The sequence below is a fragment of the Microvirga sp. P5_D2 genome (assembly GCF_054049475.1).
The window spans coordinates 18597-42522 of record NZ_JBFUMH010000031.1 but is presented as its reverse complement, the minus strand read 5'-3'; the positions used below and the strand labels follow the sequence as shown (position 1 = coordinate 42522).

Annotated in this window: 25 protein-coding genes and 1 pseudogene; 18 read left to right on the top strand and 8 right to left on the bottom strand. The window is 61.4% G+C overall.

Annotation, left to right across the window (positions count from 1 at the left end; translation table 11 throughout):
* From ACXJKO_RS11310 to ACXJKO_RS11300, 3 genes and pseudogenes are all read left to right on the top strand, one after another.
* Positions 1-662, top strand: a pseudogene (locus tag ACXJKO_RS11310) (cytochrome ubiquinol oxidase subunit I); the annotation flags it as partial.
* A gap of 1 nt (position 663) precedes the next feature.
* Positions 664-1023: a hypothetical protein gene (locus ACXJKO_RS11305; RefSeq protein ID WP_457091190.1), complete on the top strand. Its 360-nt coding sequence runs from the start codon at positions 664-666 to the stop codon at positions 1021-1023.
* 18 nt (positions 1024-1041) lie between these two features.
* Positions 1042-1569 carry a DUF421 domain-containing protein gene (locus ACXJKO_RS11300; RefSeq protein WP_457091189.1) on the top strand — a complete coding sequence of 176 codons (528 nt, stop codon included), beginning with the start codon at positions 1042-1044 and terminating at the stop codon, positions 1567-1569.
* Positions 1570-1588: 19 nt separating this feature from the next.
* On the opposite strand, the gene ACXJKO_RS11295 is transcribed toward ACXJKO_RS11300, so the two are convergent.
* Genes ACXJKO_RS11295 through ACXJKO_RS11285 form a run of 3 tightly spaced genes read right to left on the bottom strand, consistent with a single transcriptional unit; the run spans position 1589 to position 6176 of the window.
* A complete protein-coding gene (locus tag ACXJKO_RS11295) occupies positions 1589-2722 on the bottom strand; it encodes an alpha-hydroxy acid oxidase (protein WP_457091188.1) in 1134 nt (377 codons plus the stop codon).
* A 31-nt stretch (positions 2723-2753) separates the two neighbouring features.
* Positions 2754-4049 carry an L-rhamnose catabolism isomerase gene (gene rhaI, locus ACXJKO_RS11290; protein WP_457091187.1) on the bottom strand — a complete coding sequence of 432 codons (1296 nt, stop codon included), beginning with the start codon at positions 4047-4049 and terminating at the stop codon, positions 2754-2756.
* Positions 4050-4070: 21 nt separating this feature from the next.
* Complete coding sequence (locus ACXJKO_RS11285; RefSeq protein ID WP_457091186.1) at positions 4071-6176, bottom strand: bifunctional rhamnulose-1-phosphate aldolase/short-chain dehydrogenase; 2106 nt, start codon at positions 6174-6176, stop codon at positions 4071-4073.
* A gap of 245 nt (positions 6177-6421) precedes the next feature.
* Between ACXJKO_RS11285 and ACXJKO_RS11280 the strand changes: the two genes are divergently transcribed.
* From ACXJKO_RS11280 to ACXJKO_RS11250, 7 genes are all read left to right on the top strand, one after another.
* Positions 6422-7234, top strand: coding sequence for a DeoR/GlpR family DNA-binding transcription regulator (locus tag ACXJKO_RS11280; RefSeq protein WP_457091185.1), 813 nt, complete (start codon positions 6422-6424; stop codon positions 7232-7234).
* A 36-nt stretch (positions 7235-7270) separates the two neighbouring features.
* Positions 7271-8266, top strand: a complete 996-nt coding sequence (rhaS, locus tag ACXJKO_RS11275) for a rhamnose ABC transporter substrate-binding protein (RefSeq protein WP_457091184.1) — start codon at positions 7271-7273, stop codon at positions 8264-8266.
* A 79-nt stretch (positions 8267-8345) separates the two neighbouring features.
* A complete protein-coding gene (locus ACXJKO_RS11270) occupies positions 8346-9863 on the top strand; it encodes a sugar ABC transporter ATP-binding protein (RefSeq protein WP_457091183.1) in 1518 nt (505 codons plus the stop codon).
* 16 nt (positions 9864-9879) lie between these two features.
* Positions 9880-10899, top strand: coding sequence for an ABC transporter permease (locus ACXJKO_RS11265; RefSeq protein ID WP_457091182.1), 1020 nt, complete (start codon positions 9880-9882; stop codon positions 10897-10899).
* Positions 10896-11942 (top strand): ABC transporter permease, encoded by a 1047-nt coding sequence (locus ACXJKO_RS11260; RefSeq protein ID WP_457091181.1) that lies wholly within the window; start codon positions 10896-10898, stop codon positions 11940-11942. Before ACXJKO_RS11265 ends, ACXJKO_RS11260 begins: the two co-directional genes overlap by 4 nt.
* Positions 11939-12262, top strand: a complete 324-nt coding sequence (rhaM, locus tag ACXJKO_RS11255) for an L-rhamnose mutarotase (protein WP_457091180.1) — start codon at positions 11939-11941, stop codon at positions 12260-12262. Before ACXJKO_RS11260 ends, rhaM begins: the two co-directional genes overlap by 4 nt.
* A 4-nt stretch (positions 12263-12266) precedes the next feature.
* Positions 12267-13649, top strand: a complete 1383-nt coding sequence (locus tag ACXJKO_RS11250; RefSeq protein ID WP_457091179.1) for an FGGY-family carbohydrate kinase — start codon at positions 12267-12269, stop codon at positions 13647-13649.
* Between the two features lie 368 nt (positions 13650-14017).
* On the opposite strand, the gene ACXJKO_RS11245 is transcribed toward ACXJKO_RS11250, so the two are convergent.
* Entirely contained in the window at positions 14018-14395 is a 378-nt protein-coding gene (locus tag ACXJKO_RS11245; protein WP_457091178.1) for a hypothetical protein, read from the bottom strand.
* A gap of 181 nt (positions 14396-14576) precedes the next feature.
* Between ACXJKO_RS11245 and ACXJKO_RS11240 the strand changes: the two genes are divergently transcribed.
* Together ACXJKO_RS11240 and ACXJKO_RS11235 are read left to right on the top strand one after the other, a co-directional pair.
* The gene (locus tag ACXJKO_RS11240) at positions 14577-15311 is read left to right on the top strand and encodes an extensin-like domain-containing protein (protein WP_457091177.1); all 735 of its coding nucleotides are present in this window, start codon (positions 14577-14579) and stop codon (positions 15309-15311) included.
* 73 nt (positions 15312-15384) lie between these two features.
* Entirely contained in the window at positions 15385-16368 is a 984-nt protein-coding gene (locus ACXJKO_RS11235) for a L,D-transpeptidase family protein (RefSeq protein ID WP_457091176.1), read from the top strand.
* A gap of 5 nt (positions 16369-16373) precedes the next feature.
* Here the strand turns inward: ACXJKO_RS11235 and ACXJKO_RS11230 are convergent, their stop codons facing one another.
* Complete coding sequence (locus ACXJKO_RS11230) at positions 16374-16649, bottom strand: hypothetical protein (RefSeq protein WP_457091175.1); 276 nt, start codon at positions 16647-16649, stop codon at positions 16374-16376.
* 192 nt (positions 16650-16841) lie between these two features.
* A complete protein-coding gene (locus ACXJKO_RS11225) occupies positions 16842-17261 on the bottom strand; it encodes a BA14K family protein (protein WP_457091174.1) in 420 nt (139 codons plus the stop codon).
* 301 nt (positions 17262-17562) lie between these two features.
* Between ACXJKO_RS11225 and ACXJKO_RS11220 the strand changes: the two genes are divergently transcribed.
* The 5 genes from ACXJKO_RS11220 (at position 17563) to ACXJKO_RS11200 (ending at position 22037) form a co-directional block, all read left to right on the top strand.
* The gene (locus ACXJKO_RS11220; RefSeq protein ID WP_457091173.1) at positions 17563-17961 is read left to right on the top strand and encodes a molybdopterin-dependent oxidoreductase; all 399 of its coding nucleotides are present in this window, start codon (positions 17563-17565) and stop codon (positions 17959-17961) included.
* 2 nt (positions 17962-17963) lie between these two features.
* On the top strand, positions 17964-20108 hold the full coding sequence (locus ACXJKO_RS11215; RefSeq protein ID WP_457091172.1) for a PAS domain-containing sensor histidine kinase: 2145 nt from the start codon (positions 17964-17966) through the stop codon (positions 20106-20108).
* Positions 20109-20122: 14 nt separating this feature from the next.
* Positions 20123-21166, top strand: coding sequence for a response regulator (locus tag ACXJKO_RS11210; protein ID WP_457091171.1), 1044 nt, complete (start codon positions 20123-20125; stop codon positions 21164-21166).
* Between the two features lie 171 nt (positions 21167-21337).
* Entirely contained in the window at positions 21338-21721 is a 384-nt protein-coding gene (locus ACXJKO_RS11205) for a hypothetical protein (protein ID WP_457091170.1), read from the top strand.
* A 127-nt stretch (positions 21722-21848) separates the two neighbouring features.
* Positions 21849-22037 carry a hypothetical protein gene (locus ACXJKO_RS11200; protein WP_457091169.1) on the top strand — a complete coding sequence of 63 codons (189 nt, stop codon included), beginning with the start codon at positions 21849-21851 and terminating at the stop codon, positions 22035-22037.
* On the opposite strand, the gene ACXJKO_RS11195 is transcribed toward ACXJKO_RS11200, so the two are convergent.
* Positions 22034-22243 carry a DUF2842 domain-containing protein gene (locus ACXJKO_RS11195; RefSeq protein ID WP_457091168.1) on the bottom strand — a complete coding sequence of 70 codons (210 nt, stop codon included), beginning with the start codon at positions 22241-22243 and terminating at the stop codon, positions 22034-22036. The genes ACXJKO_RS11200 and ACXJKO_RS11195 overlap by 4 nt on opposite strands.
* A 123-nt stretch (positions 22244-22366) precedes the next feature.
* Between ACXJKO_RS11195 and ACXJKO_RS11190 the strand changes: the two genes are divergently transcribed.
* Positions 22367-23431 (top strand): COX15/CtaA family protein, encoded by a 1065-nt coding sequence (locus ACXJKO_RS11190; RefSeq protein WP_457091167.1) that lies wholly within the window; start codon positions 22367-22369, stop codon positions 23429-23431.
* A gap of 56 nt (positions 23432-23487) precedes the next feature.
* On the opposite strand, the gene ACXJKO_RS11185 is transcribed toward ACXJKO_RS11190, so the two are convergent.
* Complete coding sequence (locus tag ACXJKO_RS11185; protein ID WP_457091166.1) at positions 23488-23898, bottom strand: DUF1236 domain-containing protein; 411 nt, start codon at positions 23896-23898, stop codon at positions 23488-23490.
* Positions 23899-23926 lie beyond the last annotated feature (28 nt).

The window sequence follows — 23926 nt, the reverse complement described above, 5'->3', positions numbered from 1 at the left end:
TCTGGTGGCTGTGGGAGACGGACCCCGGCCCCGTGCGGCCTGCCGCCGATATCGGCGGCGGCTATGTGCTGCCTGTCTATGTCACCGGGCCGATGAACCATTCCTGGTGGGCGATGATCGTGCTCATGGTCGTATCGGGAATGGTCTTCACCTGCCTGATCTTCTCCTATCTCTTCCTGTGGCTCGTGAACCCGGGCGCGTGGCCTACGCCAGGAACCGTCATCCCTGAATGGCTGTGGTCGGCAGCGTCCGCCGGTCTCTATGTGGCAAGCGCGAGCCTAATCGCCATTGCCAGCCGCACCTTGAGAGGCGATGACCGCCGTTCGCCGCGCGCGGTGCCTATCCTGATCGGGATCGCGCTCGTGCTCGTCGGGGCTGCATCGGCGGTGGATCTGTGGTCGCAATGGCAGGCGGGTTTGAGCCCATCCACCCATGCCTATGGCGCGACGGTCTATGCGATCATCTCGCTTCAGATCTTCTTCGTCATGACGACGGTCATCATGGGGCTTTACACCATCGCCCGCTGGCTCACCGGCAAGCTCGACAGCATCCGCCGGACGACCTTCGATAACACCATGCTGTTCTGGTACTACACCGTGGGCCAGGGCCTCGTCGGCCTACTTGTCGCCCACGGCTTCCCGCGTCTGACTGGAGGCCTCTAGCATGACCGGGCGGCGGACGATCCAGGTTCTCCTGATGCTCGGCGGGCTCCTTGCCTGGGCGGTGCAGTTCACGGTGATCTACGGCGTCACCTCGACCCTCTGCGGACGGGGATGGGCGGATGCGACATTGCTGGGCTTTCGGGTCGTGCCGGCGACGATTTTGGCGACCACGCTTCTCATGCTCGCCGCCACCGCGATTTTCTTGCTCATCTCGCTGCGAATCTATCGGCAGGTGCGGGATCAGCCGGTGGCGCCTGCGGATCTCTTCATGAGTCAGGCGGGCGTCCTGATCAACGCTTTCTCGCTGGTCGTGCTCATATGGCACGCGGTGCCCGCCTTCCTTCTTCCGTCCTGCGCATAGAGCTTAAGAGGAGCGATCATGATCGACTGGCAGGAATTGTTCATCCCGACCCATCCGATCTTCGAGATCATCCTTCGCGGGACGCTGACCTACATCATGCTGTTCCTGATCCTGCGATTCTTCCTCAAGCGGCAATCGGGCGTGATCGGGATCGCGGATCTGCTGGTGATCGTCCTCATCGCGGATGCGGCGCAGAACGCCATGGCGAGCGAATACAAGTCCATCACCGAAGGCGGAGTCCTCATTCTCACTATCGTGTTCTGGAATTACGCGGTCGATTGGCTCGGATACCGCTTTCCCGCACTCCAGCGCCTGACCCGACCGGCGCCGCTCCTGCTGATCGAAGACGGCAAGATGATCTTCAGGAACATGCGCCAGGAGATGATCACGACGGAGGAGCTGGACAGCCAGCTTCGCCAGCAGGGTGTCGAACACTCGTCCGAGGTGAAGCGGGCCTATATCGAGGGCGACGGCTCCATCAGCATCATTCGAAAGGACAAGGGAGAAACCGGTTCGAACGATAGTTCCTTGAAAGGCGTTGCCTGAGCCGCCGATCCGGCGGCTCTTACGCCATCAGGACGGTCCGATCGATCTCCGCAATCGTGCGCCGTCCCGTGAGCGCCATGGTGACGTCGAGTTCCCGCGCGATGATGTTGATGGCCTTCTCGACTCCTGCCTGTCCACCGGCCCCGAGGCCATAGTTGAAAGCGCGCCCGATCAGGCAGGATTTCGCGCCGAGCGCGATGGCGCGCACGATATCCTGGCCGGAGCGGATGCCGCTGTCGAACATCACCTCCACCTGATCGCCGACCGCCTCGGCGATGGGCGGCAACATGGAAATGGCCGAGGGTGCGCCATCAAGCTGGCGGCCGCCATGGTTCGACACCACGATGGCATCCGCGCCCGTGCCGGCAGCCTTGCGGGCATCCTCCACGTCGAGAACGCCTTTCAGGATCAGCTTGCCCGGCCATATCCTGCGGATCCAGGCCACGTCGTCCCAGTTCAGCGTCGGATCAAACTGGGTGGAGATCCAGGCGGCGAGGGATGTCGCCGCCGACATGCCCTTCACGCCTTCCAGATTGCCGAAGGTCTTGCGCTTACCGCGCAGCACGCTCAGCGCCCAGGCGGGCTTAGTGGCTACGTCGAACACGTTCTTGAGCGTCACGCGGGGCGGCACGGTCATGCCGTTCTTGATGTCGTTGTGCCGCTGGCCCTGCACCTGAAGGTCGAGGGTAAGGACGAGCGCGCTGCACTTCGCGGCATGGGCCCGCCCTACGAGAGACTCGGCAAAGCCACGGTCGCGCATCACGTAGAGCTGGAACCAGAACGGTGCCGTGGTCGCCGCCGCCACATCCTCGATTGAGCAGATCGACATGGTGGACAGGGTAAACGGAATGTTGGCGGCCTCGGCGGCTTTTGCCGCGAGGATCTCGCCGTCGCCATGCTGCATGCCCGTCAGGCCCACGGGCGCAAGCCCGAAGGGCAGGGCGCGCGTGACGCCGAGAATAGTCGTCTCCGTCGAGCGATTGCCCACATCCACCATCACGCGCTGGCGCAGGGTAAGCGCTTTCAGGTCGCGGCGGTTGGCCTCCAGGGTTTCCTCGGCATAGGAGCCACGGTCGCAATAATCGAAGAAGGCACGCGGCGTGCGCCGGCGATGAAGTTCGCGCAGATCCTCGATGCTCGTGACCGTTTTCATCTCTGACTCCAGATGCGAGGTGCGGGCGGCGTCAGACGATGCCGCCGCTGCCACCCACGACCGCGGGGCGCTCCTTGCCGATCTGCGCGCGATAGCCGCTGGCGCGATATGCGGCGACCGGATCGATGGCGCCTCCGGCCTTCAGGCGGGCCATGGCGAGGATCGGCTCCACATCAGTGCGGAAACCGTTCTTCAAGGTCTCGGATGCCATCAGGGCGTCGTTCGATTCCTGATAGCTATCAAGGGCTTTCCGGTCCACGATCAGCGCCTGCGCATAGGCGCGGCGGATCTCGTTGGCGCTGCGGATCAGGCTTTCGATCGGGTCCGTCACGTTGTGCGACTGGTCGATCATGTGGGCCGGGTGGAAGTCCGGCACGTTGCGATGCTCCGCATCCACCAACTCGTTGAAGACGAGGAACAGGCGGTAGGGATCGATGGAGCCGGTATCCAGATCGTCGTCGCCGTATTTCGAGTCGTTGAAGTGGAAGCCGCCCAGCTTGTCGAACTGGATGAGGCGCGCCACGATCATCTCGATATTCACGTTCGGCGCATGGTGGCCGAGGTCCACGAGGCAATAGGCCTTCTCGCCGAGTTCCGTAGCGATGAGGTAGTTGGTGCCCCAATCCTGCACGACCGTGGAATAGAAGGCCGGCTCGTACATTTTGTGCTCGGAGAAGATGCGCCAGTCGCCGGGCAGTCGCTGGTAAATCGCTTTCATGGCGTCGAGATAGCGCTCGAAGCTGCGGGTGAAGTTGGTCTGGCCCGGAAAGTTCGAACCGTCGCCGATCCACACGGTCAGCGCCTTGGAGCCGATGGCCTCGCCGATCTCGATGCACTCGATGTTGTGCTCCACCGCCTGCTGGCGGGTCGCCGCATCCGCGTGGCTGAGCGAGCCGTATTTGTAGCTGTGCTCCTGCCCCGGCGCGTCGGAGAAGGTGTTGGAGTTCATGGCGTCGAAGCCGAGACCCAGCGCATTCGCATGGGTTTTCAGCCGGCGCGGATCGTCCACCTTGTCCCACGGGATATGCAGGGAGACGTTGGGCGTCGCCTGCGTGAGCTGATGGATTACCGCGCAATCATCGAGCTTGTCGAAAATGTTGCGCGGCTCGCCCATGCCGGGGAAACGGGCGAAGCGGGTGCCGCCCGTGCCCACGCCCCAGGAGGGCACGGCCACAAAGAACTGCCCCACCTTCTCGGTGATCGCGTCGATGCTGATGCCATCGCGGGCGAGCTTTGCCCCGAGAGCATCGTAGTCCGCCTTCAAGGCGCTGTTGCGCTTCTCGTTGTCGGCGGCGACGATCTCGGCCCGGATCTTCTGTTCTGCCATGGTTTCCTCCCCGGTCCGGTCTTAGCGCGTGAACGACATGGCGTTGCCGGCATCCACATTGACGATATTGCCGGTGGACTTTGCCGAGGCGTCGGAGGCGAGGAAGTATATGGCTTCCGCGATATCCTCCGGGAACACGTTCAGCTTCAGCAGGGAGCGCTTGCGATAATGCTCCTCCAGCTCGTCGACGGCGAGCTTCGATGACGCCGCGCGCTGCTCGCGCCACTCGCCCGACCAGATCTTGGAGCCGCGCAGCACCGCATCCGGGTTGACCGTGTTGACGCGAATGCCGACGTCAGCGCCTTCCAGCGCCAGGCAGCGGGCGAGATGGATCTCGGCGGCCTTGGCAGTGCAATAGGCGGAGGCGTTGGGAGAGGAGGCGAGGCCGTTCTTGGAGGCCACGAACACGATGTTGCCACCGAGCTTCTGACGGCGGAACAGGCGGAACGCCTCGCGGGAGACCAGGAAATAGCCGGTCGCGAGAATGTCCATGTTCTTGTTCCACATGGCGAGGTCGGTGTCCTCAACCGGAGCCGAGGAGGCGATGCCCGCATTCGACACCAGAATGTCGATGCCGCCGAACTCGACCGAGGCTTCGATGAAGGAGGTGAGAACCTCGTTCTCGCTCGTGACGTTGAGCTTTAGGCCGCGAACAACATCCTTGCCGAAGCGCTTGCCGAACTCGTCCACCGTGCCGCTGAGCGATTCTTGGTCGATATCCGCCAGAACCACGGAGGCACCCTCGGCCATCAGCCGCTCGGCCGTCGCACGGCCGATGCCGCCCGCGCCGCCGGTGATGAAGGCCACGCGGCCCGCAAGGCTCTTAGGTCTAGGCATGCGCTGGAGCTTAGCTTCCTCGAGGAGCCAGTACTCGATATCGAAGGCTTCCTGCTCAGGCAGGCCCTGATACTCGGAAACTGAGGACGCGCCGCGCATCACGTTGATGGCGTTCACATAGAACTCGCTGGCGATGCGGGCGGTGGCCTTGTCGCGAGCAAAGGAGAGCATGCCGACGCCGGGAATGAGGAATATCACCGGGTTCGGATCGCGCATCTTCGGGCTGTTGGCATGCTTGCACTGCTCATAATAGCGCGTGTAATCGGCGCGATAGGCGTCGAGCGCGGCATCGAGATCAGCCACCACGGCGTCGATGTTCGGCGACTTCGGATCGAATTCGAGCACGAGCGGACGGATCTTGGTGCGCAGGAAGTGATCCGGGCAGCTGGTGCCGAGCTGAGCAAGGGGCTTCAGGTTGGCGGAATTGACGAATTCGAGCACCGCGTCCTGATCGTCGAAGTGCCCGAGCTTGCGCTCCTCTTGGCCGATCTTGCCGCGGATTTCCGGCATCAGGCGCGCGGCGATCTTGCGGCGCTCCTCAACGGAGAGGCTCGTGGTCACTGCTCCGCCGAAGGCCGCCTTACTGGCGGTCTGCTGCGCGAACCACGTGATGGCCTTGTTGATGATGCGGAGCGTCAGCTCGTAACAATCCTTGGCGTTGTCGGCCCAGGTGAAGAGGCCATGGCTTTCGAGTACGACGCCCTTGGCCTTCGGGTTGGCCTTGGCGAAGGCTTCGAGATCGAGACCGAGCTGGAAGCCGGGGCGACGCCAGGGTAGCCAGCCGATCTCGTTACCAAAAATCTGCTGCGTCAGCTCCCGGGAATTCTTGGAGGCGGCGATCGCGATGATCGCATCCGGGTGCATGTGGTCCACATGCTTGTAGGGCAGGAAGCCGTGCAGGGGCGTGTCGATGGAGGCCGCGCGAGTGTTCAGATTGAAGGTCGCATGGGGCAGGAAGCCCACCATGCGGTCCTCGTCCTCGACGCCCTTATAAATCGTCTTCAGCGACAGCAGCTTGTCCATATAGAGGGTGGCGAAGCCATCGAGCTTGATGGTGCCGACATCGCYGCCGGAACCCTTCACCCACAGAACCTTGACTTGGCCGCCGGTGAGCGGATCGGTTTCTGTCACCTTGGCCGAGGTGTTGCCGCCACCGTAATTGGTGATGCGCTTGTCGGCGCCGAGCAGGTTGGAGCGATAGAGCAGCAGGCCCGGCTCATCGAACGTCGCGGCCTTCGCGTCATCCCACTTGTTGTCGAGCAGCTTTACGGTTTGCGTCGCAGTATCCACGGGTTCCTCCTGCCAAGCTGAACTAGGCGCGCATGCCTCACAATTAGGCGCAGAACATTCGCGAGACTCCGATCCTTGTCAACCAAAACCGGTCAAAAGCGCTCAAATACTGTCATTATACGAAGGGATAAGACCGGAAATGATTGACGATTTTGGGATTCTCCAAGACCCTAGTGTTGCCTGTAAGCGGATTTGATGGCCTCTTGATGATCCTGCTCGTTTCATTGGCACTCAGGTGAGGAAATATGCACGAACGTGAAAGGCATCGGATCATTCTTAGCCTCGTTCAGGAGAGACCCGTCGCAACCATCCAGGATCTGGTGGAGCTGACGGAAGCCTCCGAGGCGACGATCCGGCGGGATATCGCGGCCCTTCACGTCCAGGGGCGCCTGCGCCGTGTTCGCGGCGGGGCCGAAGCCCTGCATCCGCAGCAGATCAGCCCGCTGGCTGCCAAGCCATTTCGCGTGTCGGAAGGCGAGAACAGCGCCAAGAAGCGCGCAATCGCCCGCGAGGCCGTGGCTCTGTGTAGCGACGGCGATGCCATCATCATCAATGGCGGAACGACTACGTTCCAGATGGTGCATTATCTCTCGACGCGCCGGATGCAGGTCTTCACCAATTCCTTTGCGATCGCGGAACATCTGATCAAGCATTCCAAGAACCAGGTGATGCTACCCGGCGGCTCGGTCTATCGCGACCAGAGCATCATTCTCTCGCCCTTCGACAATGACGTGACGCGCAATTTCTACGCGCGCCGCATGTTCATGGGTGCCCAAGGCGTCGGCACGCTCGGTGTGATGGAGCAGGATGCGCTGATCATCCAGGCCGAGCAGAAGCTCATCAACCAAGCGGACGAGCTGGTGCTGATGGTGGATTCCACCAAATTCCAGCGCCGTTCCAGTCTCATTCTCTGCCCCCTCAATCGCGTTTCCACGCTGATCACCGATGACGGCATTCCGGATCAGGCGCGCGCGATGATCGAGGATGCGGGCATCAAGCTGATCGTCGCCAGGGTCTCGGCAACGGAGGCGACACAGGAATCCTCATCGGCGGCGTGAAGTCCGCCGGAGGTGTTTTGGAACGGGAGGAAGAACATGAAACTATTCGCGAAACTTGCTGCTGGGACGGCCCTGGGCCTCGCTCTTCTCACGGGTGCTGCCAGCGCCGAGAACCTCAAGATCGGCCTTGTGGTGAAGTCCCTCGGCAACGGCTTCTTCGAGGCCGCCAACAAGGGCGCTCAGCAGGCCGCCAAGGAACTCGGCGGCGTCGACATCATCTATACCGGCCCAACCTCGACCACGGCCGAGGGCCAGATCGAAGTAATCAACGCGCTCATCGCGCAGAAAGTCGATGCCATCGCGATTTCGGCTAACGATCCCGACGCCGTTGTTCCGGCCCTGAAGAAGGCCATGCAGCGCGGCATCAAGGTGATTTCGTGGGATTCCGGCGTCAACAAGGACGGCCGCATCCTCCACCTGAACCCGTCGTCGAACGAGCTGATCGGCAATATGTGCCTGAAGCTCGCCGCCGACCACCTGCCGGATGGCAAGGGCGACTTCGCCATCCTGTCGGCGACCTCCACCTCGACCAACCAGAATGTCTGGATCGCCGAGATGAAGAAGCAGCTGCCGAAGTATCCCGGCCTGAATCTCGTCACGACCGTCTATGGCGATGACCTCGCCGACAAGAGCTACCGCGAAGCGCAGGGCCTGCTCACCTCGCAGCCGAACATGAAGGTGATCGTGGCTCCGACGACGGTTGGCGTACTTGCGGCTTCGCAGGCCGTGAAGGATGCTGGCAAGATCGGTCAGGTCTACGTGACCGGCCTCGGCCTGCCGTCCGAGATGGCCGGCGCTGTGCATTCGGGCGCGACGAAGGAATTCGCGATCTGGAACCCGATCGACCTCGGCTATACCGCGACGCAGCTCGCTTACCGTCTCGCCAAGAAGGAGACCGACGGCAAGCCCGGTTCCGAGATCAATGCCGGCCGCATGGGCAAGATCAAGATCGGCGACAACGGCGAAGCCGCCATGGCCGACCCCTTCGTCTACAACAAGAGCAATGTGGACGAGTTCGCCAAGATCTTCTGAGATCTGAAAGCGCTTCGGGGAAAGGCGCGGTCAATCCGCGCCTTTCTTGCTCATTTTCGAATAAACGGCGGGAGTTCCCATGTCTGTCGTACAGGCCGTTCCTCACGATTCCGTTCCGCTCCTGGAAATGCGCGGCATTTCCAAGTCCTTTCCTGGTGTGAAGGCGCTCGATAACGTCAATATCGCGCTCTACCCCGGAACCGTGACGGCGCTGATCGGCGAGAACGGTGCGGGAAAATCCACGCTCGTCAAGATTCTGACCGGCATCTACCAGCCGGATAGCGGCGAGATTGTCGTCGATGGTTCAACTGTCCATTTCGCTAATGCGGAATCCGCCATCCGCAGCGGCATCACGGCGATCCATCAGGAAACCGTGCTGTTCGACGAACTCTCCGTCGCCGAAAACATCTTTCTCGGCCATGCGCCGCGCAACCGTCTGGGCCTCGTGAACTGGAAGGCCATGAATGCGCGGGCAGGGGCCTTGCTCACCTCCATCGATGCGCCGATCAGCCCCTATACGCGGCTCAAAGACCTCTCGATCGCGCAGCGCCACTTGGTTGCCATCGCGCGCGCTCTCTCCGTCGAGGCCCGCGTCGTCATCATGGACGAGCCGACGGCGGCGCTCTCCTACAAGGAAGTAGAGGATCTCTTCCGCATCATCGAGCGGCTGAAGAAGCAGGGCAAGGCGATCCTGTTCATCAGCCACAAGTTCGAAGAGGTTTACGAGATCGCCGAACGCTTCGTGGTTTTCCGCGATGGGCGCTCCATCGGCTCCGGGTCGCTGGCTCAAACGAGTCAGGACGAGATCGTGAAAATGATGGTCGGCCGCTCGGTCGATCACGTATTCCCTAAGATCGACGTGGCTGTCGGGGACACCGTTCTGAAGGTGTCGGATTACTCCCACCCGACCGAGTTCGACAACATTTCCTTCGCTCTGCGCCGGGGCGAAATCCTCGGCCTTTACGGTCTTGTCGGGGCAGGGCGGTCGGAGTTCTGCCAGTCCCTTTTCGGCATCACGCACCCGAGCGCGGGCAGCGTCGAGCTTGAAGGCAGCGTCATCGAAATTCGCTCGCCGTCGGACGCGATCTCGGCCGGCATCGTCTATGTGCCGGAGGAACGGGGCCGCCATGGCATCGTGCTTCAGATGCCAATCTTCCAGAACTTCTCCATGGCCACTTTAAGCAAGACGACGAGGGCGGGATTCCTGCGTCAGGCCGAGGAGCTTGCCCTCGCACGCCGCTATGCGGAGCGGCTCGATCTGCGCGCGGCCGCCTTATCCGTGCCGGTCGGCACGCTGTCGGGCGGCAATCAGCAGAAGGTGGTCATCGGCAAATGGCTCGCGACCAGGCCCAAGGTCATCATTCTCGATGAGCCGACCAAGGGCATCGACATCGGCTCCAAGGCTGCCGTGCACGCCTTCATGAGCGAGTTGGCAAGCGAGGGCCTCAGCGTGATCATGGTGTCCTCCGAACTGCCCGAGATCCTCGGCATGTCTGACCGGGTTCTCGTGATGAAGGAAGGCCGCATGGCCGGAATCTGGGAGCGTGACGGGCTCGATGCCGAGACACTGGTGCGCGCCGCCACCGGCAATGAGTGATGGGAAGACAGACGCGATGAGCCGTATCCTGAAATACCGCGAACTCCTGCTGGTGGCGATCATCATGGTCCTGATCGCAGCCTTCACCTTACGCGCGCCGGGCTTCGCTTCGCCCAAGAGCCTCGCGAACATCTTCAACGACACCTCGATCCTGATCATCCTGGCGCTCGGCCAGATGGCGGTGATCCTCACCAAGTCTATCGATCTGTCCGTTGCCGCCAACCTGTCCTTCACGGGCATGGCGGTCGCGATGCTGAACGCGGCTTTCCCCGGCATTCCGCTGCCGCTGCTGATCGCAGCAGCGCTCGGCATCGGTGCCATGCTCGGCGCCATCAACGGATTCATGGTGTGGAAGATCGGCATTCCCGCCATCGTGGCGACACTAGGCACGCTCACGATCTATCGCGGCATGGCCTTCGTGCTCTCGGGCGGTGCCTGGGTCAACCAGACCCAGATGACGCCCGTCTTCCTCAACACGCCACGCCTGCCGGTGCTCGGCCTGCCCCTGCTCGGATGGACGGCGATCCTCGTGATCGCGATCATCAGCGTGGTGTTCATGCGCACGGTCTTCGGGCGCTCGCTCTATGCCGCAGGCGGCAATCCCACGGCGGCGCTCTATGCGGGCGTCGATGTGGGCCGCACGAAATTCTTCGCCTTCGTGCTCTCCGGTGCGCTGGCCGGCCTCTGCGGTTATCTCTGGGTGTCGCGCTACGCGGTAGCTTATGTCGATATCGCGGCGGGCTTCGAGCTCGATACGGTGGCAGCCTGCGTCATCGGCGGCATATCCACCCTTGGCGGTATCGGCTCCGTGGGTGGCGCCGTACTGGGTGCGCTGTTCCTCGGCGTGATCAAGAATGCCCTTCCGGTTATCGACATCTCGCCCTTCTGGCAGATGGCGATCTCCGGGTTCGTGATCATCGTCGCCGTGCTCTTCAACGCCCGCCAGGAGCGCCGCAAGGGCCGCCTCATCCTGCGCGATGCCGCGAAGGCTCGCCCCGTGCGCGTCGAGACCCCCGTCGAAGGAGCAGCCGCATGACCACGCTCGCAGCCGAGAAGCAGCCCGTGCGGCACATTCCGGACAAGCTCTCCACGCCCATCGGGCGGCTGGTGGGAAGCTGGGAGGCGCTGCTGGTCGCAGTCGCCATCTCGATCTTCATCGCCAACTCGCTGGCATCCCCGCACTTCCTCGATCCGTGGAACCTGTCGGACGCTACCTATAACTTCACCGAGAAGGCGATGATCGCCTTCGCGATGACTCTGCTGATCATCTCAGGGGAAATCGACCTGTCGGTGGCGGCCATCATCGCACTTGCCTCAACAGCCATGGGCGCGGCCGCGCAGGTCGGCTTCCAGACGCCCGCCCTGGTTGGCATCGGGCTCAGCGTCGGCGTTCTCTGCGGCGCGTTCAACGGGTTGCTCGTGGCGCGCATCGGCCTGCCGTCCATCGTGGTGACCATCGGCACCATGAGCCTGTTCCGCGGCATCGCGCAGATCGTCCTCGGCGATCGGGCCTATGGCGGCTATCCGGCGAGCTTCGCCTGGTTCGGCCAGGGCTACATGTCGGACTTTTCCTGGTGGCCGACTTTGCCGGGCTTCGAGGTCGTGACCTTCGAGATGGTGGCTTTCGTCGTCTTTGCCATCCTCTTCGGCATCCTGCTGCACAAGACGACGTTCGGGCGCTGGATCTATGCCATCGGCAACAATGCCTTCGCCGCGCAGTTCTCCGGCATTCCCGTCCGGCGTACCAAGTTCACCCTGTTTCTCATGACGGGCCTGATGAGCGGCTTTGCTGCTGTGTGCCTTACATCGCGCCTCGGCTCCACCCGGCACACCATCGCCGCAGGCTGGGAGCTTGAAGCCATCACCATGGCGGTGCTGGGCGGCGTGAGCATCCTCGGCGGCTCGGGCACCATTCCGGGTGTCGTGCTGGCCGCCATCGTCATGGGCCTCGTCACGTTCGGCTTAGGGCTTCTCAACGTGCCCGGCATCGTCATGTCCATATTCATCGGCCTGCTGCTGATCCTCGTGATTGCGCTGCCGATCCTCGTCCGCCGCATCCGCTCGAGAGCCGCCGCATGAGCACGAAAGAAAAGTATGCGTTCAAGATGCAGCTTAACCCCGGCATGGAGGTGGAATACCGCCGCCGGCATGACGAGATCTGGCCGGAACTGGAGGCGCTGTTGAAGGATGCGGGTGTCGAGGATTATTCGATCCATCTCGACCCTGAGACCAATATCCTCTTTGCGGTGCTCTGGCGCCCAGTTCGGCACAACATGGCGGAGCTGCCGAACCATCCGGTGATGAAGCGCTGGTGGGGCCATATGGCCGACATCATGGTGACGAATCCGGATAGTTCGCCGGTGGAAAAGCCGCTCGTCACCGTCTTCCATATGGCGTGATCCGATGAAAGTCGCAGTGCTCGATGTCGGCAAGACCAACGTCAAGGCCGTGATCGTCGATGTAGCGGCGGGCCGAGAGCTTGCTGCGCGCACCAGGCCGAACAAGGTGCTAACGGATGGCCCCTATCCGCATTTCGATGTGGACGGCATCTTCGCGTTCTTTGTCCAATCTCTGAAAGAGCTTCACGCCGATTTCGGGTTCGAGGCGATCTCGATCACCGCTCATGGCGCGAGCGGTGCGCTGCTCTCTGAGAATGATCTTGCCCTGCCTGTTATCGACTACGAGTTCCGCTATCCAACCGAGATCGATGAAGCCTACGACGCGATCAGGCCTCCATTCGAGGAGACCTTTTCACCCCGGCTGCCGGGAGGGCTCAATCTCGGTGCGCAGTTTCATTATCAGAAGACGACGTTCCCTGAAGCCTTCAGGCAGGTGCAGACCATCGTCACCTATCCGCAATATTGGGGCTGGCGCCTGACAGGCGTTGCCGCGACCGAGGTCACCTCGCTCGGGTGCCACACGGATCTGTGGCTGCCGCGAGTGGGCATGTTCTCGAGCCTCGTCGAACGTCTCGGCATTGCCGGCAAGCTGGCGCCGRTCAAGAAGCCGTCGGACCTCCTGGGCCATGTGATTGGTGAGATCGCAGAAAAGATCGGGCTGGCCGCGTCAGTTCCGGTCTATTGCGGCATTCACGATTCCAACGCATCCCTCCTGCCGCATCTCCTTCAGCGCGAGGCGCCGTTCGCGGTTGTGTCCACCGGCACATGGGCCGTGCTTTTCGCGGTCGGCGGCGATCTCGATCATCTGGACCCCGCACGCGACACTCTGGCGAATGTCGACGCCCTCGGCCGCGCCGTGCCATCGGCCCGCTTCATGGGCGGGCGCGAGTTCGAGATGCTGACAGCAGGGCAGGGGAAGGCGACGGCTGAAGCCATCAGGCGTGTCGTGGACGAAGGCATCTGTCTCACGCCGAGCGTGATGCCGGGATGCGGGCCTTATCCCAATGCCGAGCATCGCATCGTGAATGCTCCGGGTGGTCTCGATGCGGATGAGACCTACGTGGCCGCTTCTCTCTATTGCGCCTTGATGACGAAGACATGCCTCGATCTCACGGGCGCTTCAGGCCCCATCGTCGTCGAGGGGCCGTTTACGCGGAATGCGCTTTATATCGAGGCGCTTGATCGAGCAACCGGGCGACCGGTCATCGCGGCGACGGGCTCGACAGGGACGAGTGTTGGAGCGGCTCTTCTCGCGTCGTCTCTCTCCGCCTCTCCAACGGCGAAGGCGGATGCTTCCTCCACCTTGACGCTGTCCGGGGACTTACAGCGTTACTGCTCTGAATGGTTTCGCCATACGCAGAGCCTGCCGAGCGCCGAGACGCCATAAAAATTGGCCGGAAATAAGTGTTTTTCAGCGTTCTAGGCCGTCCAGCCTAATAGACGGCGCCGTTTTTTTGCTTAGCTTACTTCCTACGAGGTAACCCGATTCGAAAGAAAAAAGCGCCTCAATGATGAGGCGCTTTGAGGTGCGGCCATAGGGGCAAAAATAAACGGCCGAGCTTCAACATTAGGGGCTTCTCTCTTGCTTTCCGAGTCGTTAACACCAACTCTAAAGGTGTACTCATTTAGAGTTATGTTGGAGAGCTTACGAAATTAGGCCCTGAGGGGTCAACGAGTGTCCGTAGGGGCAATACGGGCCAAGGGCTGCGACCGAGACGAAAAAGTCCGGCGCGGCCCTTCTCATTTGTAGTGCGGTCAGAGCGCGGCCTGTCCCGGGCGGTCGATCACTTCCCAGTTGCCGAACAGGTCGATCTGGGCATGGCCCGGAAGATCTTCCCCAAGATAGAGAAGAATTTCCACCCACGGACGGCCGTGCGGGCGCGGAGTGACCTTCGTCACTTGGCCGAAAAAGCCGGTAAGGGGACAGCGCACGAAATCGCCGATGTCAGGAACGCGATTTCCCTCGCGCTCAAGTTCATCTTCCGCTTCCTTCAACTGAGCGCGCAGGACCTCAATCCGGGCTTTCAGCTCCTCGACCCGCTTGCTGCAATAATGGCCTGTTGGCTCGTGCAACTTCGGAGCAATCGTCGACGCTTCGCTCAGTCCGATCATCGAAAGCGGAATCGCGCTCATCCAGAATCCTTTCGCCCGTGCCCTGCCAATGGGTTCAAGCCGCGGGAACGGGCAGGCATTCGAAGAACGTGGAGCACCGACGAGAGTTCAACAAGATACCCTGAAGGAGAAATGGAACGCGGGATCGCACGCTTCGGTTGTCTGCACGAAGAAAAGCTTGAGTGCAGTCATCGGAGGTTGCATGCACAGGTGCGTTCGTGTGGTGGAGTGGATAGAGGCGATAACGCTCGTCATCATGCTCGCCTGTGCCCAATCGGCTTTCGCGCAGCCCGCATCGCCACCCTTGCCACCGCCGCGTCCTGACAGGCCGGTGCCGGTTGAAACGCCATCGGACAAACCGGTCGAGGCCAAACCCGAGCAGAAGGATGTACAGGCCGATGCGGAAGCGGCGGCCTGCATCGAGCGACTCACAGCACTCGGCCTTCGTTTCGAGAAGCGCCCGCCTGTGCTCGACAACGCATGCAAGGTCGATAATCCCGTGCTTGTCTCCGGGCTGTCCAACGACGTCCAACTGTCGACCGGCTCGCTGATGGAATGCTCGCTCGCGGAGGAATTGGTGCGATGGTCGAATGATGTGCTGCTGCCAAAAGCGAAAGAACATCTTCAGGCACAGCCGAAGAAGATTTTGATCGGTACATCATATCAATGCCGCGACCAGCGCTCAGGTACCAAGCCGAGCGAACACGCCTTCGGCAACGCGCTGGATGTCATGGGGATCGAGTTCGACAAGCGTGCGCCGGTGACGATCAAAGCTCATGACGAAGGCGCACCGGAAGCGGCGTTCCAGTCCGCGATCCGGAAGGAAGCCTGCCCCATCTTCACGACCGTTCTCGGGCCTGGCGCGGATGCCGACCACAGCGACCATCTCCACCTCGACATGAGAGGGCGCAAGGCCGGCTATCGCATTTGCCAATGATCATAGGGAACAGGAAGGCCGCTCGCACTTTGTCATGCATCCCGCATGCGGGACGAGAGTGCTGGAGTATTTGATGAAGCTGTTCGGTTATGTTGTTTTGAGTGCGGTGGGGCTGACGAGCATCGCGGTTGCTTCCGAGACATTGACGCTCGATGCCGTGAATTCCGCCGGTCTATCGGAAAAGCTCGAGAAGGGCACTAGTCCGGTTCTGATCAAGGCGCAGGTTCTACTCGACCGCGCACGGTTTTCACCCGGTGTGATCGATGGCCGAAACGGCGAGAACCTGCAGAATGCGATCAAGGCTTTCGAGAAGGTAAAGGGCCTGAAAGTCGATGGCAAACTCGACGATGAATTCTGGACACAGCTGAATGAAGGCGCATCCGATCCTGCCTTGGTCGAGTATGCGATTTCAGAAGATGACGTGAAGGGACCCTTCGCCTCCATTCCCGACAAGATGGAAGACCAGGCGAAACTTGAACGCCTGTCCTATACCAGCGCGGAGGAGTTGCTCGCCGAGAAATTCCATATGGATGTGGATCTGCTTAAGGAGTTGAATCCCGGCAAGCGCTTCGATGCTGCCGGCACATCCATCGTCGTCGCCAATGTCATGCACGATCCGAAGAACGATGAGCAGGCGAAGAAGGACCTAGCGAAGATCGAAGTGGTGAAAAGCGAGAAGGTGCTGCGGGCGCTCGCTAAGGACGGCAAGATAATCGCTGTTTATCCCGCTTCCATAGGCAGCGAGGAGAAACCGGCGCCCACGGGTTCGCACGAAGTGCGCGCCGTCGCGCCGAACCCGACCTACACCTACAATCCGGACTATGCCTTCAAGGGTGTAAAGGCGAAGGAGAAGTTCGTGATCAAGCCGGGGCCGAACAATCCCGTCGGCTCGACCTGGATCGATCTGTCTGTGGAGACCTTTGGCATCCATGGCACGCCGGAGCCGGAGAAAGTCGGTAAGGCTTATTCCAATGGTTGCGTGCGCCTGACGAACTGGGATGTCGAGGCGCTCGCGAAAATGGTCAAGAAGGGAACGCCGGTCGAGTTCCTGGAATAGCCGACTCAGCCATCATTCGCGGAGTTCAGCTCGTCGGGTTTCAAGCCCTCGTCGACTTCCGTGTCGTGCATCTTCACGAGCCATTCCAGCTGCTCCTGCACGAAGCCGGGGTCGCTGTGGAAGCGCATGGCGCAGGCGACGAGGAAGATCGCGATCTCGGGCAGATCGTCGTCGCCCATGTCCGGCATGACGAGTTCGAGCTCGGTCATGTTGCTCGCCGTCACGATGGCCGCTTCGTTCGGCGGAATGAAGGTGCCAGTGTTGTCCGGAGGAAGGGCCATAGGGCTGCTCTCAATTCAGTTGGGACAAAGGCGATGGCGGGTCGATGCCGTCCGACGCGATGTCCGAGGGATGAACTCACTTTCCGAAGTTTTATGGCGCTCCAGCCGGAGGTAAAGGAGGGCTTCGGGATCGGTAAGAAAAACAAACCCCGCCGTGCGCGGCGGGGCTGGTTGGCTGTAAGACCTGAACCTTTACGGATAAGTGCAGACGTAGCGCATGCCGTTCCGGGCCAGGAACGTGCCAGTTCCCGGATCGTAGGAACGGTACTTGCGGGCGCAATAGGCCGCGACTTCGGGGCTGACCGTTCCCGGAGGTGGCGGGGCAGCGGCCGGCTGGGCTTGGTTCGCGATGGCGCCTGCGATCAGGGCTCCGGCGGCAAGGCCGGCAACGCCGGCCGCCACAGCCGCGCCGCCGTTGTCATGGTAATAGTAGCGGCGGCCGTAATAAGGACGCGGGCCGTAGCCACGGCGATAATAGTACTGAGCATAGGACTCATTGGGATAAGCCCGCTCCACAGACGGCAGCGGACGGCTCGGCAACTGTTCGGCTTGGGCAGGCACTGCCATTGCCAGGGTGGCGGCAGCAATCAAGCCAGCGACAAGTTTGCGCATATGAAGCTCCTGAGTTGCGGTTATGCAAATACCTAGCCTAGGGTTTAAAGGGGCGCACTATAGCGTCGGCGGCCAAGCTTGCACATAGGGTTTTCTTCAGCCCTACAACTTCCGTAGGGAAGCACTGGATTTCTGGTACGAGATCATTCAAAAGTAAGCTGTTCTATTATAATCTCTCTCTCCGAGGGCACATATGCGCTGCGTCATGCTGCTTGGAATTCTGGCTATGACGCTCGGCTTTGCGAGGCATTCTCACGCAGCCGAGCCTCTGCCTGTGCCCAAAGGGCCGGTTTTGCTAATCGTGAGCGGCAATATTGAGCAGACCAATGCACCAGGGCAGGCTCGGTTCGACAGGGAGATGCTGGAAAGCCTCGGCCAGAAGGTCATCGAGACCGGAACGGCCTTCACCGATGGAACCTCCCGTTTCGAGGGAGTGCCCATACGGGCCGTGCTCCAGCGCATCGGTGCGAAGGGGCAGTCCATCAAGGCGACCTCGCTCGACAGCTACGAGATCGTGATCCCGTGGGAGGATCTGAAATTCGATATGATCCTGGCCATGCGGTCCAACGGAACTCTCCTCACGGCTCGCGACAAGGGACCGTTATGGATTATCTATCCACGGGATGAGCATTCTGTGCTGAGGCGCGAGGTTTACGATTCCCGGTGGGCCTGGCAGCTCAGCAAGCTCCATGTCGAATAACCATGAAGCTTAATCTGCAGAGCCAAAAGGGTGGGATCCTAACGCTGCTGGCGATGGTGATCCTCGCCGGCTGCCTGGCCTTTGCCGTCTCGCGTCTGTTCGACGTGGAGCGGGATCTGCGCAGCGAGGATACGCATACCAATCTTTGGCAAATTTCCCAGACCCAATTCGAGGCGGTGCTTCTAGCCGAAAGCCTCGCCCGCGCAGCCGCAAGCGAGACCTTTGCCGACGAGGAGCAGGCGCCCGCCTTTCGTCTCACGATCCTCATCAGCCGCTTGTCGGTACTGCTCGAAGGGGATCAGGCGAGGGTGATCAACCGCATCGGGTCCATGGGGGACCTCAAGCAGGCCTATCTGCAGGTCATTCTGTTCGAACCGCTCCTGCAGGGTCCCGTCGATCCGCAGGAGGCCTCCCGGCTGCGCGTGCAGGTGAGGGATATCTCCTATCTCCTACGGGACATGGCCAACAAGGTCATGGTGTTGAACCGGGAGGAGGGCGCCGCGAAGCGCACCATGTATCTCGGCATCGTGTTCGAGAGTTTCGCCTTCATTCTCGGCATCGTCTTAAGCGCAGCGTTCCTGATCCTGCGCCTGTTCAAGGGCATTCAGGAAACCAGCCAGGCGAGGCAACTGCTGCGCCAGGAGCAGGAACTGTCGGATCTGGTCATCAACAATATCAGCAACCAGGGCATCGTCATGTTCGACGAGTCCCTGCGCTGCCTGTTGTGGAACCCCGGCATGGAGGGAATGCTGACGGTCAAGGCCGATCAGGCTATCGGGCGTAGCCTTCAGGATCTCGATCCGCTTTTCATGAAGTCCGATGTGGTCCATTCGCTCAATCAGGCCATCGAAGGCACAAGCTCGATCTTCGAGGATGAGACGTTCCCGGCCGGCGGGCAGGAGCGCTGCCTCGAAATCAACTGCTTCCCGGTTTCCATGGCACAGCGAAAACTCGGCATCGCGTTCGTGCGCGACGTGACGGAGCATTGGCTTGCTCGCAAGCAGGCCGAGCGCCAGAACTTCGATCTAGAGATCAAGATCCTTCAGCGCACGGCGGCCTTGCGCCAGGCCGAGCGTCGCCTGATCGCCGCCATCGAATCCGCCTCCGAGGGCTTCGCCGCGTTCGACTGGACCGGCAAGCTTCTCTTCGCGAACGAGCAGATCTGGGCTGCCGCTCCGGTTGCCCTGTGGTGCTGGGAGGAAATGAGTCTGCCGGTCTTCCTGCAATGCTTCGCCATGTGCGAGGGCGCCGATACCCGGCTCCTGGCCGCCCAGCCGCCTTTCGAGGAGATCGAGGTCGACCTTCTGATCAAGAAGGATTCATGGGCAAGGTTGTCAGTCACGAAGGCCGATGGCGCGACGATCTTCGTGCGCCTCACTGACATCACGGGCTACAAGCAGGTCGCGAATGCCCTGCAATCCGCCCTCGACCGCGAGCGCGAGACCACGAATGCCTACCGCAACTTCGTCTCCATGGTGTCCCACCAGTTCCGGACGCCTCTAGCCATTCTGGATTCCAGTGCCCAACGCATTCTGAGGCGCGGGCCGAATCTCACCCAGGATGAGCTTTCCTCCCGTGTCCAGAAAATCCGGAATGCCGGAAGCCGCCTGACGCGCCTTGTAGAAAGCGTGCTCAACGCCGCCAAACTCGATGCCGGCAGGATCGAACTGAACCCGGAAAATTGCGATCTGGTCAACCTCGTCATGGATATCAGCGAGCGCCAGAGCGAGCTGAATTCCCATGCGGACATTCGCTTCCAGGTGCCGGACACGCCGGTGCATGTTTATTGCGACAGCATGCTGATCGAGCAGGTTGTCATCAATCTTCTATCCAACGCCATCAAATATTCGGGCGAGACACCCGTTGTGGAGATCAAGGTCTGGATGGAAGGCGCCCGTGCATTCTGCTCCGTGCGAGACTGGGGAATCGGTATTCCCGCAGATGAGCTGCCGAAGATCTTCGACCGCTTCTACCGCGCCCGCACGGCATCTGGAATCGCCGGTACGGGCATCGGCCTGAACTTCGCTCAGAGAATTATGCATTTACACGGCGGCGATATTCAGGTTGAGAGTTTCGAGGCCGGTGGGTCTTTGTTTACGTTCGACTTGCCCTTATCCAATGTCGACCAAGCGCAGCAGGCTGCATGAGTGGCTGAAAACATATGAGTGCTCAGATAACAATTTTGTGCGTCGAAGACGAAGACGACTTGAGGATCGACATCGCCGAGGAACTCGAGGCGGCGGATTACCGTGTCCTTCAAGCCGCGAACGGCTCCGAAGCCCTTACTTTGCTTGAGAACGAGCGTCCGGACCTCGTCCTTTGCGACATCACCATGCCAGGCCTCGGCGGCTACGACGTGCTGAAAGCGCTGCGCGAGCAGGGCGACATGGCCGACGTTCCCTTCATCTTTCTGACGGCCCTGGCTGAGCGGAACGACGTGCTCGTGGGCAAGCAGGCCGGCGCGGACGATTATCTCGTCAAGCCGATCGATTACGAGATTCTGCTCGCCACCATCGCCGCGCGCCTGAAACAGGTCGCCCGCGTGCAGACGAGCGCCGTCAGCCGTGCCGAAGAGGCATGGCAGGAGATCCTGAAATCCTCCCGCGGCCGCACCGTAGAGGCGCTCTACAAGGCCACCTTCGCGTTCGACCGCTTCCTCGTCGGCGTCGTCATCGTCGATGAGAAGGGCTCCGTGCGGCTCATGAACAAGGAGGCCGAGCGCATCGTCGGCGAGAACGACGGCCTCAGCGTCTCGCAAGGGATTCTGAAGGGCTCGGTCGCCAAGCAGGCGACGAAGCTCAATCAGGCCATCGAGAAGGCTTTCGAGGAAGAGGAACTCGACGAGATCGTTTCTTTCCCCCGCAATTCCGGCGGGCGGCCTTATCTGGTTCTTGTCCCCGGCCAGCGCTTTTCCGCCGATGAGCGGCCCGATGCCGTGGTGCTTCTCGTCATCGACACGGAGCAACGCACCAAGGTCTCGGGCGATACGCTCGTGCGGCTCTACAACCTCACGCCGTCCGAAACGCGCGTGGCCCTCATGCTGATCGACGGCAAGCGCCTCGACCAGATCGCCGAGGAGCTGGAGGTGGCGCAGACGACCGTGGTCTTCCATCTGAAGAACCTCTTCCGGAAGACGGAGACGAATCGTCAGGCCGATCTGGTGCGCGTGCTGCTGTCGGTGCCGCTGAGAACGACTAGCGATTGAGCCCTTGACGCCGCGCAACCGGCGTTAAGGGTTTGTTCACCATCGCGAGCGAAACAAGGTTCGGCCCAAGCGTTGCCACAATCTGTTTAACTTCCAGACAGGTTTGATTGGCTATGGTCGCCGACAAGAAAGGGAGAATGGAAATCTCCCTCCTGTCATAGGTGACGATCCATGAAGGCCATCAAATTCTTGTCCGGGGCTGCTGCCGTACTGACGCTGGTATCCGGTCTGGCCGCCGCACAGCCGGCTGCCGCTCGCGATAGGGGCATGTCTCCTGGAGCCGCTGCTGCCGTCGGTGCGTTGGGAGGCCTCGCGGTCGGCACCATCGTGGGTGCGACGGTTGCCCAGCAGCCTGCCTACGCTGCTCCAGCCCCTGTTTATGTGGCTCCCCCGCCGCCGCCTCCGCCGGCACGCCGCGTCTATGTGGAAGAGGAGCCCGTCGTTTACGAACGCCCGGCTCGTCGCGTCTACGTAGAGCGCTGCTCGACGGAACGCTACCGCGAGTGGGTTCCCGGCTGGGGCTGGGAATATCGCGACCGCCAAGTCTGCCGTTAAGGTTTCGATGGAAAGGCCCGCCTCAGACGGGCCTTTTCTTTTGGGCGGGCCTTTCTTTTTAGGGCGCGCAGAAACCTCGATTCCGCTGCCGCGTTGAACGCTGGTACCTCTCAATGCGAGACCAGCCATGATCAACATACCGCGAGATTCCGCCGCTTCCGATACGCCGAATCCTGGCGATCAGGCCAAGCCTGGAACGCCGGGCACGGGCGAGAACATCTGCCCTGAATGCAAAGGCGCCGGCCGCATCGGCATGGCGTCCTGCCCGAATTGCGGCGGTACGGGAAAGATCGTCGAGGGAATCGGCGGCGCTTAATTCTTGTCGGGCTTCGCCATCCAGCGAACCAATGGCATCAGCGGCACGACCCAGATCAGGCCGAGCACGACATAGGCCAGGGTCTGGACGAGCTTGGGCGCCTGTGTGATGCGGCCTTCGGCGACAGCCATGGCGAACAGGGCATAGCTGAAGATGAAGACCAGCATCACCACCGTGCCGATCAGCTTGCGAAAACGCATGCCCATTTTATGATTCTCCTAATACGCCTCGTCCTGGTGCGTCACTGCATTGATTGCCTCGATCCGGCATAGCCTCTATGTGACAGGCCATATCCCGGGTTCAAGCCCAAATCGATGATGAGGACGAGCATGGCTGTCGCAGCCTCCACCCAGGGCATGCCGCTGGAGCGGCTGCCCCAAGTCCGGACCCATACCCTTGTCTGCACCTGGATCTATACGCTCGCGGTCCTGGTTGTGCTCATGGTCGCGGTCGGCGGCGCGACGCGGCTGACCGGCTCGGGCCTCTCGATCACGGAGTGGAAGCCGGTCACCGGCGCAATTCCTCCGCTCACCGAACAGGCCTGGATGGCCGAGTTCGAGAAATATCGGCAGATTTCGCAATATGAACTCGTGAACAAGGGCATGAGCCTGTCCGACTTCAAGTTCATCTATGCCTGGGAATGGGGCCACCGGCAGCTCGGGCGCCTTATCGGACTCGTCTTCTTCCTGCCGCTCGTCTGGTTCTGGCTTCGCGGCAGAATCAACGGCCGCCTTGCGCTGACGCTTATAGGCATCGGTGCGCTCGGCGGCCTTCAGGGCGCTATCGGCTGGATAATGGTGGCCTCGGGGCTCGAGCCCGGCATGACGGCGGTCGCTCCCATCAAGCTGACCCTGCATCTGACTGTGGCGAGTGTGATTCTGGCCTGCCTCGTTTGGGTCGCATCGGGCCTGAAGGATCGATCCGCCGCGCAGGAAGCAGGGGCGGGGTACGCTCCCCGAATTCTCCTCGGCCTCATCCTGGCGCAGATTGCGCTTGGTGGCCTCGTGGCAGGTTCGAAGGCCGGTTTGACCTACAACACATGGCCGTTGATGGACGGGCAGTTCGTGCCCTCGACCTCGGCTCTATTCATCGTAAGGCCCTGGATCGAGAACTTTGTCGATAATGTCGTACTAGTTCAGTTCAACCACCGCATGCTGGCTTATGCGCTTGTGGCCTTTGCCCTGTGGCATGCATGGTCCATGCGCCGTAAAGCGCCGGCCTCCGGCGCCGCTCGCCGCGCAACTGCGATGGCCGGCCTGACGCTCGCGCAGATGGTCCTTGGAATCGTGACGCTTCTGCTCGCCGTGCCGCTCTGGGCCGGCCTTGCTCACCAGATCTTCGCCATGGCCGTGCTTGCCATGAGCGTTGCCCATGCCCGCGTGAGCCGTGCCTGACAAAAAGAAAGGGCGGCCACGAAGGCCGCCCGATCTTTTGAAGTCATGCCGCTTGTTTAGCGGACGACCTGGACGATGCGGCGGGTGCCGGGATCAACCAGAACCGGGGTGTCGTTGACCACCGTATAGCGGTACTGGGTCACGCCGTACTCGGCCGGAACCTCATAATACTGCACGCCGGAGGAGGGGAGCACCGCGCCCACGCGAACCTCTTCCTGATAGCGGTAGGAGGGAACGTTCTGGGTGACGACGTACTGCTGGAAGCGGGGCTGCGCGTCGCCGGCCAGGCCGCCAACGATGGCGCCGGTCACGCCACCGACAGCAGCGCCGATCGGGCCGCCGACAATGGCGCCGCCCACGGCGCCGGTTGCCGCACCGGCGGCCGCGCCGCCACTGCTCTGAGCGAATGCGGCAGCCGGGACCAGGGTAGCGAGAACAGCGCCCGCGATGAGAATTTTCTTAGTCATGTGTCAGCTCCTAAAACTGTGAAGTTCG

Bases quoted from the DNA above. Each gene is read 5' to 3' on its own strand.
- ACXJKO_RS11305 (WP_457091190.1), top strand. From the start codon at position 664: ATGACCGGGCGGCGGACGATCCAGGTTCTCCTGATGCTCGGCGGGCTC.
- ACXJKO_RS11300 (WP_457091189.1), top strand. From the start codon at position 1,042: ATGATCGACTGGCAGGAATTGTTCATCCCGACCCATCCGATCTTCGAG.
- ACXJKO_RS11295 (WP_457091188.1), bottom strand. From the start codon at position 2,722: ATGAAAACGGTCACGAGCATCGAGGATCTGCGCGAACTTCATCGCCGG.
- rhaI (WP_457091187.1), bottom strand. From the start codon at position 4,049: ATGGCAGAACAGAAGATCCGGGCCGAGATCGTCGCCGCCGACAACGAG.
- ACXJKO_RS11280 (WP_457091185.1), top strand. From the start codon at position 6,422: ATGCACGAACGTGAAAGGCATCGGATCATTCTTAGCCTCGTTCAGGAG.
- rhaS (WP_457091184.1), top strand. From the start codon at position 7,271: ATGAAACTATTCGCGAAACTTGCTGCTGGGACGGCCCTGGGCCTCGCT.
- ACXJKO_RS11270 (WP_457091183.1), top strand. From the start codon at position 8,346: ATGTCTGTCGTACAGGCCGTTCCTCACGATTCCGTTCCGCTCCTGGAA.
- ACXJKO_RS11265 (WP_457091182.1), top strand. From the start codon at position 9,880: ATGAGCCGTATCCTGAAATACCGCGAACTCCTGCTGGTGGCGATCATC.
- ACXJKO_RS11260 (WP_457091181.1), top strand. From the start codon at position 10,896: ATGACCACGCTCGCAGCCGAGAAGCAGCCCGTGCGGCACATTCCGGAC.
- rhaM (WP_457091180.1), top strand. From the start codon at position 11,939: ATGAGCACGAAAGAAAAGTATGCGTTCAAGATGCAGCTTAACCCCGGC.
- ACXJKO_RS11245 (WP_457091178.1), bottom strand. From the start codon at position 14,395: ATGAGCGCGATTCCGCTTTCGATGATCGGACTGAGCGAAGCGTCGACG.
- ACXJKO_RS11240 (WP_457091177.1), top strand. From the start codon at position 14,577: ATGCACAGGTGCGTTCGTGTGGTGGAGTGGATAGAGGCGATAACGCTC.
- ACXJKO_RS11235 (WP_457091176.1), top strand. From the start codon at position 15,385: ATGAAGCTGTTCGGTTATGTTGTTTTGAGTGCGGTGGGGCTGACGAGC.
- ACXJKO_RS11230 (WP_457091175.1), bottom strand. From the start codon at position 16,649: ATGGCCCTTCCTCCGGACAACACTGGCACCTTCATTCCGCCGAACGAA.
- ACXJKO_RS11225 (WP_457091174.1), bottom strand. From the start codon at position 17,261: ATGCGCAAACTTGTCGCTGGCTTGATTGCTGCCGCCACCCTGGCAATG.
- ACXJKO_RS11215 (WP_457091172.1), top strand. From the start codon at position 17,964: ATGAAGCTTAATCTGCAGAGCCAAAAGGGTGGGATCCTAACGCTGCTG.
- ACXJKO_RS11210 (WP_457091171.1), top strand. From the start codon at position 20,123: ATGAGTGCTCAGATAACAATTTTGTGCGTCGAAGACGAAGACGACTTG.
- ACXJKO_RS11205 (WP_457091170.1), top strand. From the start codon at position 21,338: ATGAAGGCCATCAAATTCTTGTCCGGGGCTGCTGCCGTACTGACGCTG.
- ACXJKO_RS11200 (WP_457091169.1), top strand. From the start codon at position 21,849: ATGATCAACATACCGCGAGATTCCGCCGCTTCCGATACGCCGAATCCT.
- ACXJKO_RS11195 (WP_457091168.1), bottom strand. From the start codon at position 22,243: ATGGGCATGCGTTTTCGCAAGCTGATCGGCACGGTGGTGATGCTGGTC.
- ACXJKO_RS11190 (WP_457091167.1), top strand. From the start codon at position 22,367: ATGGCTGTCGCAGCCTCCACCCAGGGCATGCCGCTGGAGCGGCTGCCC.
- ACXJKO_RS11185 (WP_457091166.1), bottom strand. From the start codon at position 23,898: ATGACTAAGAAAATTCTCATCGCGGGCGCTGTTCTCGCTACCCTGGTC.